This window comes from Streptococcus sp. 10F2, from assembly GCF_054331515.2.
In genome coordinates, this window is the sequence record NZ_JBTGGE020000067.1 from 1 (window position 1) to 7,155 (window position 7,155).

Below are 7,155 nucleotides of genomic sequence, written 5' to 3' on the forward strand. Positions count from 1 at the left end.
GCTTATCCCGATGATTACATTATTTTAGTCATGGACAATGCAGTTTGGCATAAATCACAGACATTGAATATTCCTGAGAATATTGAATTTACATTTATTCCACCTTATACACCAGAGATGAATCCGATTGAACAAGTTTGGGCAGAAATTCGCAAATTAGGCTTTAAGAATAAGGTTTTTAAAACATTAAATGAGGTCATTGATAAACTTCAAGAAGTTATTCAAAGTCTATCATCCACTCAGTTAAGATCCATTGTTCATAGAGAATGGACTTCTGCTATTTTTGATTTTAAATGAGTATAAAACAACATTAAAAGGACTGAGCCCTGTGCAATACAAGATTCAATCCTTTCAATAATTATTTCCAACTTTTAAAGATCAGTTCACAAGAAAAGGTTGAGACTAGATTTTTATGTCTAGCTGCATTATGAAACTAGATCAAATAATAATTTATACTTAGCAAGAATTTCCTTTAATTCAGATTTACTAAGTGATTCTTCTACTTTGATGACACCTCTCGCACGCAGATCCAATGCAATAGTCCGATCAAGCATAACCTTCCCTTTTACCTTTTCACTCGTTTTTAGTGTATGATAAGTCGGGTAGGTTCTAGTTGTAGTCGAGATAGGAGCTACAATTGTTAAGCCACTAAGCTCTGTCACCAAATCATGACTCAAGGCAATCGCAGGTCTACTATTTTTCTGCTCATGACCAAGACTTGGGTTAAAATTAACAAAGAAAATATCACCTTGTGTCACTACCATTCCACTTCTCCCCCTTGAGCTGGTCCCCAATCTAGTTCTCCCTGCCGAATACCATCATCTTCCCAATTAGCAAATAATTCATGAATCGTAGAAGGCTGTTGGTTCTCTGGTGTTAGAACAATTGATTGATCCTTAATCGAAATCGAAAATTTTTGATTTAAATCAATGTCTAAAGCTTTCAAAATACTAGATGGTATTCTCGTTGCCTTTGAATTTCCCCATTGAGAAAGAGTTGTATATTCTTGAATAGTCGGTTCCATAGCACACCTCCTCAATGAAAGTATATCCCAAGTATATCCTGTTGTCAAAAGAAAATTAAAAACCATCAGTATTTCTTACTCCCTCTAAAAGTTCCCTCATCTTCTTATTCGAAAAAGACAAGATTGACATTTATTCAATCTTGTCTTTTTTCATTATAAGCTTAGTTCCTTCAGGTATAAGAGGTCTGTTTGCACATCATCCCCCATCACAAAGTTATGCTGACCCACTTGATGGAAGCCGTTTTTCTGGTAAAATCCAAGAGCTGGTTTGTTATGCTCCCAGACACCCAACCAAATAGCGGTTTTTCCTAATTCTCGAGCCTGTTCTAGGGCAAAATTCATGAATTCTTGCCCCAAACCGCGACCCTTGTAATCTGGGTGAATATAAATCCGCTCAATCTCCATACTATTGTCATGAATGGATTCCGTCTGAGCACTTCCAATGTTGAGACGAAGATAGCCTAGCAGCTTCTCGCCCTCTTGATAGAAATAGTAGGCCACTTCTGGATCCTGCAGCTCTTTCTCTAGCCGTGGAAGAGCATAGGCCGTATCTAGATGCTCTTGCAAATTTTCTTCAGAAGTTGTCCCTTGAAAAGTATCTCGATAAGTAAGACAACTCAGTTCTCGGAGAATCGCAGCCTCCTCGAGTATCACTGGTCGAATCATCTATTATCCTTTCTTAATGTTGAATGTCCATTTTTAGCTTCCCAGCCTTAACCCCAACCTTCATCGTGGAACCTGGTTTCAAATCCCCAGCTAGAAGATACTCAGACAAGGGATCTTCCACCAAAGTTTGAAGAGTTCGACGAAGGGGACGGGCTCCATTTTCTGGATCATAACCTTTTTGCGCCAAAAGTTTAAGAGCACTTGGCTGGAATTTCAAGGCCACATCCTTGGCTGCCAAAGCTGCAACCATCGGCTTAACCATTACTTTGACGATTTCTTGCATTTGTTCGGCCGTGAGGCTATGGAAGACAACCTTTTCATCAATACGATTCAAAAATTCAGGGCGGTAAGCCTTTTTCAATTCCTCAAACATTCGTTTTTCCATACTTTCATGGTCAAAGCGCAGGTCCCCTGCGCCAAAACCAACAACCTTGTCATCACGAAGAGCCGTCGCACCTAAATTGGAGGTCATGATAATCAATGTATTGGAAAAATCAACCTTGCGGCCACGGCTATCCGTCAGAACTCCGTCATCTAGAACCTGCAAGAGCAAGTTGAAGATATCTGGATGAGCTTTCTCCACCTCATCAAAGAGGAGAACCGAGTAAGGACGATTCCGAACCTTCTCCGTCAACTCACCCCCCTCTTCATAACCAACATAGCCTGGAGGAGCTCCATTAAGACGACTCGCTGCAAACTTCTCCATATACTCACTCATGTCAAAACGAATAAGAGCTTCTTCATCATCAAAAAGCAATTCCGCCAAAGCCTTGGCCAACTCCGTTTTTCCGACACCCGTTGGACCTAAGAAAAGGAAGGAACCAATCGGACGTTTTCCGGTTTGTAGGCCTGAACGATTGCGTCGAATAGCACGACTAATAGCTGAGACAGCCTGGTCTTGCCCAATCACACGCTTGTGTAACTCTACTTCCAGATTCAAATACTTCTTGGCTTCCGTATTCGACAATTTTTGCACCGGAATGCCAGACAAGCGACTCAAGGTCTGCAATACATCCTCAGAGGTTACCCGGTGCTTGAAAACGACCGGTTTCTGGGCTTCTTTCACCAGTTTTTTAACCTTGCTAAATTCTTCATTCATCAAGGCTCTATCCAATTCCGTCAAACCATTTTTATCATATTCAGAAGTTCGCAAACTTCGATTTTGTACCGTTGCAGCTGCCTCATCCAACAAATCAATGGCTGAATCTGGCAAGCGTTTGGCAGTCAGGTAGCGCTTGGCAGTTTGAACAGCTGTTTTCAAGGCCTCATCCTCAATGGTGACCTGATGATGTTCCTCATAACGCGGCCGAAGTCCTTGTAAAATCGCAAGAGAATCCGATTCTTTCGGCTCTTCGATAATAACCTTAGCAAAACGACGAACCAAGGCTGCATCTTTTTCAATATGCTTCTGGTATTCCTCTTGTGTGGTCGCCCCAAGAGTACGAAGGTTTCCTCGTGCTAGGGCTGGTTTAAGAATATTAGCCGCATCCAAGGTCGAGTCAATTCCACTACCAGATCCAATAATCGTGTGGAGCTCATCGATAAAGAGAATGATATTCCCTTCCTTCTCGATATCATCAATAATATTGTTCATCCGCTCCTCAAAGTCCCCACGGAAACGAGTACCTGCAATAACATTCATCAAGTCCAATTCCATCACCCGCATATCTTGGAGGGCTACTGGAACTTGACCCGCCACAATCCGTTGGGCCAATCCCAAAGCTAGAGCGGTCTTACCAACCCCAGAATCTCCAACTAGCACAGGATTATTTTTAGTTTTCCGACTCAAGATGTGCACCATACGGTCAATCTCTTCCTCACGACCAACAACGGGGTCTAATTGACCTGCACGTGCTGCAGCAGTCAGATCACGACTATAGTCCTCTAAACCACCACTTTGAGTAGGAGGCATCCCCATCATATTAGCCATTTGTTGAGAAGTCGGCCGGCTACCACGGAAAAAAGTACGGATCGACTTAATCTCATCCTTGGACCAACCTGCACGTGCCTCAATATCCTTCCGCAAATCCTGAAGTTTTTTCGATTCTTCCTTGTCTTCTGGATCAAAGCCAGAAGCGTATAGAAGTTGAGTTGCTAGGGATTCTCTTTCTTTTAAAAGGACAAGAAAAATATGCTCCGTCCCCAATTCATCCTCACCTAAGTGCTGAGCCAACGCTTCCCCTCGTTCAAAAACCTTTTCCATCAAAGGGGAAAAAGGAAAAATGGTCATTTCCTTGCGTTCCCGATAAGGATAACCGACAATCTCCCCTGCCTTTTCTTCCAAAAGATCTAGATTAATCGGTGCATCTTTAAAGGCAGACCCTACAATACTATAAGGGTTTACTAAAAATCCGGTTAGAAGATGCCAAGTCTCTAAATGATCCCGACCATAATTATTAGCAAAAGCATGAGCCACTTCAAGGGTCTCAATCAATGCATTTGAATACTTCATTCTTATCCTCTTCTGTCAATTTCTTTAAGTAATTGTCGCATCATCTGGGTCCGTAGACGAGGGCCATCGGAGCCAAGGACACTATCCAAGGCAACCGCCAGCAGCCAAGTAGCTTCCCGTCTTTCCAAAATCCCTTCTTCGACTAGGAGCAGTAAGATATCTTCATAAACTTGCTCACTTAATTGGGAGGCCAATTTATCTTGGAGCTCCAATAACAGCTGGTGATGGTTGGAGTAAGAGATTCGGCCAATTCGAATATAGCCACCACCCCCACGCTTACTTTCAACAATGTAGCCCTTGCTTTCTGTAAACCGGGTCTTGATAACGTAATTAATCTGGCTTGGAACTACTTGAAAGAGTTCCGCTAATTCACTCCGCTTAAGTACCGCCATATCCATCTGCTCCAAAAGCTGTTTGATATGTTCTTCAATATTATCGGAGGTATTTCTTGCTACCATGGAAGTCCTTTCTAATTTGGTAAGCATTCCATCCTAGTAACTTGGTCTCCCAAAGTACTTATTCGTAAAAAAAAACGAAAAAATGAAATCTGACTATCTTTGACTTTTATTATATCCTAATTTCTGCAAGATTAAAAGGACTAAAAAAGGATGTTTAAATCAAAAGTTAAGATTAAACGTCACACTCTAGAACTAGCAATTACTTCCAATTTGAATAGGACTCAAATCTTCACCTTTTGGATTATAAGCATGGTTCCCAATAATAAAAAAGGCAGGGCTCTAATCCCCGCCTTCTTTTTGGAAACTCAATGAATTTCCAAAAAGCAACCATTATCTAAAAACTAGTCTTGACCAAGAGCAGCAGCCATAGTTGCAGCAACTTCTGATTCAAAGTCGTTTGAAGCTTTTTCGATACCATCTCCAACTTCAAAACGTGCGAATGCAACAACAGATGCATTTACTGAATCTAGGTAAGCTTCAACAGTTTTGCTGTCATCCATGATGTAGACTTGTGCAAGAAGTGTGTAAGCTTGGTCAACTTTCGTATTGTCAAGCATGAAGCGATCCATTTTACCTGGGATGATTTTATCCCAGATTTTTTCTGGCTTACCTTCAGCAGCCAATTCTGCTTTGATAGCTTCTTCTGCTTGTGCAATTACATCATCCGTCAATTGAGCTTTTGATCCATATTTCAAGAATGGAAGTGCTGGTTTGTTAACCATTGCACGACTTTCATTGTCTTGCTCGATAGCGTGGTTCAATTGTGCCAACTCATCTTTCACGAATTGCTCATCCAATTCTTTGTAAGAAAGAACAGTCGGTTTCATCGCAGCGATGTGCATAGATACTTGCTTAGCAAGTGCTTCATCACCACCGTCAATAACAGAGATAACACCAATACGGCCACCGTTATGTTGGTAAGCTCCAAATGCTTGTGCATCTGTTTTTTCCAACAAAGCAAAACGACGGAATGAAATTTTCTCTCCAATCGTTGCAGTTGCATTGACGTAAGCTGCTTCAAGTGTTTCACCTGAAGGCATTACCAAAGCAAGTGCAGCTTCGTTATCTGCTGGTTGACCTTCTGCAATCACTTTCGCAGTTTCGTTTACCAAGTTTACGAATTGTTCATTTTTCGCAACGAAGTCTGTTTCTGCGTTCACTTCAACAACTGCAGCAACGTTACCGTTTACGTAAACACCTGTCAAACCTTCTGCAGCGACACGGTCAGCTTTCTTAGCTGCTTTCGCCATACCTTTTTCACGAAGAAGTTCAATCGCTTTTTCGATATCACCCTCTACTTCAACCAAGGCTTTTTTGGCGTCCATGACACCAGCACCAGATTTTTCACGTAGTTCTTTAACAAGAGCGGCTGTAATATTGGCCATTTGAGCTTTCCTCCAAAATTTTTTTAAAAAAGGACAGGACGGAGGTCACTGCCCTTTGGGGTTACAAGATTATTCGTTTGATCCTTCAACAACTTCAACGATTTCTTCGATTGAATCTGCTTGTCCTGCTGCAGCTGCCATTTCAGCTTCAACAGAAGCAACGCTGTCTTCACCTTGACGACCTTCGATAACAGCATCAGCCATTTTCGCAGTGATCAATTTAACCGCACGGATAGCGTCATCGTTAGCAGGGATGATAACATCGATATCATCTGGATCAGTGTTTGTGTCGACCATCGCTACAACTGGGATACCCAATTTTTTAGCTTCTTTCACAGCGATTTGCTCTTTGTGTGGGTCAACGACATACATTACGTCAGGAATACGTGGCATATCTTCGATACCACCCAAGAATTTCTCAAGACGTGCACGTTGTTTGTTAAGAAGTGCAACTTCTTTCTTAGGAAGAACTTCGAAGACACCTTCTTCTTCCATACGTTTGATTTCTTTCAAACGAGCAACACGTTTTTGGATAGTTTCCCAGTTTGTAAGGGTTCCACCTAACCAACGGTGGTTGATGTAGTATTGACCAGCACGTTCTGCTTCTTCTTTAACAGCGTCAGCAGCTTGCTTTTTAGTACCAACAAACAAGATGATTGCATCTTCTGCAGCTGCATCACGCATAAAGTCGTAAGCTTGGTCTGCAAATTTAACTGTTTGTTGCAAGTCAATAACGTGGATTCCGTTACGCTCTGTAAAGATGTACTTAGCCATCTTAGGATTCCAGCGACGAGTTTGGTGACCAAAGTGTACACCAGCCTCAAGAAGTTGTTTCATTGAAATTACTGCCATGAGTATTTCTCCTTTAAAATGTTTTTTCCTCTTTTGAATTTCAACTTGCAGAACGACCCGAAGGCAACCCCTCCCACAATTCATTCAAAATGAGTATTTGTTGCACAGCAACTCCTTTATTATAAAGAATTTCTTTGTAAATTACAAGAGAAATATTCGCTATTTAGCACGATAAAGAATTCCTTTTTCAAATTGAAAGTTCTAAAATGAAGTTAGCCACCCCACCTTATTAGAAATTTAAGTACTTTAACTTTTTGATGTCGATTCCTTATTTCATTTGATAGCAGGTTTGGAGCTGTTAGGCTAACTAGCCAAGGC

At 41.4% G+C, this 7,155-nt stretch carries 8 protein-coding genes; 1 reads left to right on the forward strand and 7 read right to left on the reverse strand.

Features of this window, described 5'->3' with window-relative positions; translation table 11 throughout:
* On the forward strand, positions 1–297 hold a 297-nt coding region (locus ACXM1Q_RS08435), incomplete at its 5' end, for a transposase (RefSeq protein ID WP_458517690.1).
* Between the two features lie 128 nt (positions 298–425).
* Here the strand turns inward: ACXM1Q_RS08435 and ACXM1Q_RS08440 are convergent.
* The 7 genes from ACXM1Q_RS08440 to rpsB all read right to left on the reverse strand — a co-directional run bounded on the left by ACXM1Q_RS08440 (position 426) and on the right by rpsB (position 6,837).
* Entirely contained in the window at positions 426–764 is a 339-nt protein-coding gene (locus tag ACXM1Q_RS08440) for a type II toxin-antitoxin system PemK/MazF family toxin (RefSeq protein ID WP_458517691.1), read from the reverse strand.
* Positions 758–1,024, reverse strand: a complete 267-nt coding sequence (locus tag ACXM1Q_RS08445) for an AbrB/MazE/SpoVT family DNA-binding domain-containing protein (protein ID WP_458517692.1) — start codon at positions 1,022–1,024, stop codon at positions 758–760. Before ACXM1Q_RS08445 ends, ACXM1Q_RS08440 begins: the two co-directional genes overlap by 7 nt.
* A 153-nt stretch (positions 1,025–1,177) precedes the next feature.
* Positions 1,178–1,690 carry a GNAT family N-acetyltransferase gene (locus ACXM1Q_RS08450; protein ID WP_458517693.1) on the reverse strand — a complete coding sequence of 171 codons (513 nt, stop codon included), beginning with the start codon at positions 1,688–1,690 and terminating at the stop codon, positions 1,178–1,180.
* Between the two features lie 13 nt (positions 1,691–1,703).
* Positions 1,704–4,142 (reverse strand): ATP-dependent Clp protease ATP-binding subunit, encoded by a 2,439-nt coding sequence (locus ACXM1Q_RS08455; protein WP_458517694.1) that lies wholly within the window; start codon positions 4,140–4,142, stop codon positions 1,704–1,706.
* A gap of 2 nt (positions 4,143–4,144) precedes the next feature.
* Entirely contained in the window at positions 4,145–4,600 is a 456-nt protein-coding gene (locus tag ACXM1Q_RS08460; RefSeq protein WP_135038162.1) for a CtsR family transcriptional regulator, read from the reverse strand.
* A 341-nt stretch (positions 4,601–4,941) separates the two neighbouring features.
* Positions 4,942–5,985, reverse strand: a complete 1,044-nt coding sequence (gene tsf, locus ACXM1Q_RS08465; protein WP_135038160.1) for a translation elongation factor Ts — start codon at positions 5,983–5,985, stop codon at positions 4,942–4,944.
* A 69-nt stretch (positions 5,986–6,054) separates the two neighbouring features.
* The gene (gene rpsB, locus ACXM1Q_RS08470) at positions 6,055–6,837 is read right to left on the reverse strand and encodes a 30S ribosomal protein S2 (RefSeq protein WP_458517695.1); all 783 of its coding nucleotides are present in this window, start codon (positions 6,835–6,837) and stop codon (positions 6,055–6,057) included.
* Positions 6,838–7,155 lie beyond the last annotated feature (318 nt).

Coding starts and splice junctions, on each gene's coding strand:
- ACXM1Q_RS08460 (WP_135038162.1), bottom strand. CDS start 4,600: ATGGTAGCAAGAAATACCTCCGATAATATTGAAGAACATATCAAACAG.
- rpsB (WP_458517695.1), bottom strand. CDS start 6,837: ATGGCAGTAATTTCAATGAAACAACTTCTTGAGGCTGGTGTACACTTT.
- ACXM1Q_RS08445 (WP_458517692.1), bottom strand. CDS start 1,024: ATGGAACCGACTATTCAAGAATATACAACTCTTTCTCAATGGGGAAAT.
- ACXM1Q_RS08440 (WP_458517691.1), bottom strand. CDS start 764: ATGGTAGTGACACAAGGTGATATTTTCTTTGTTAATTTTAACCCAAGT.
- ACXM1Q_RS08455 (WP_458517694.1), bottom strand. CDS start 4,142: ATGAAGTATTCAAATGCATTGATTGAGACCCTTGAAGTGGCTCATGCT.
- tsf (WP_135038160.1), bottom strand. CDS start 5,985: ATGGCCAATATTACAGCCGCTCTTGTTAAAGAACTACGTGAAAAATCT.
- ACXM1Q_RS08450 (WP_458517693.1), bottom strand. CDS start 1,690: ATGATTCGACCAGTGATACTCGAGGAGGCTGCGATTCTCCGAGAACTG.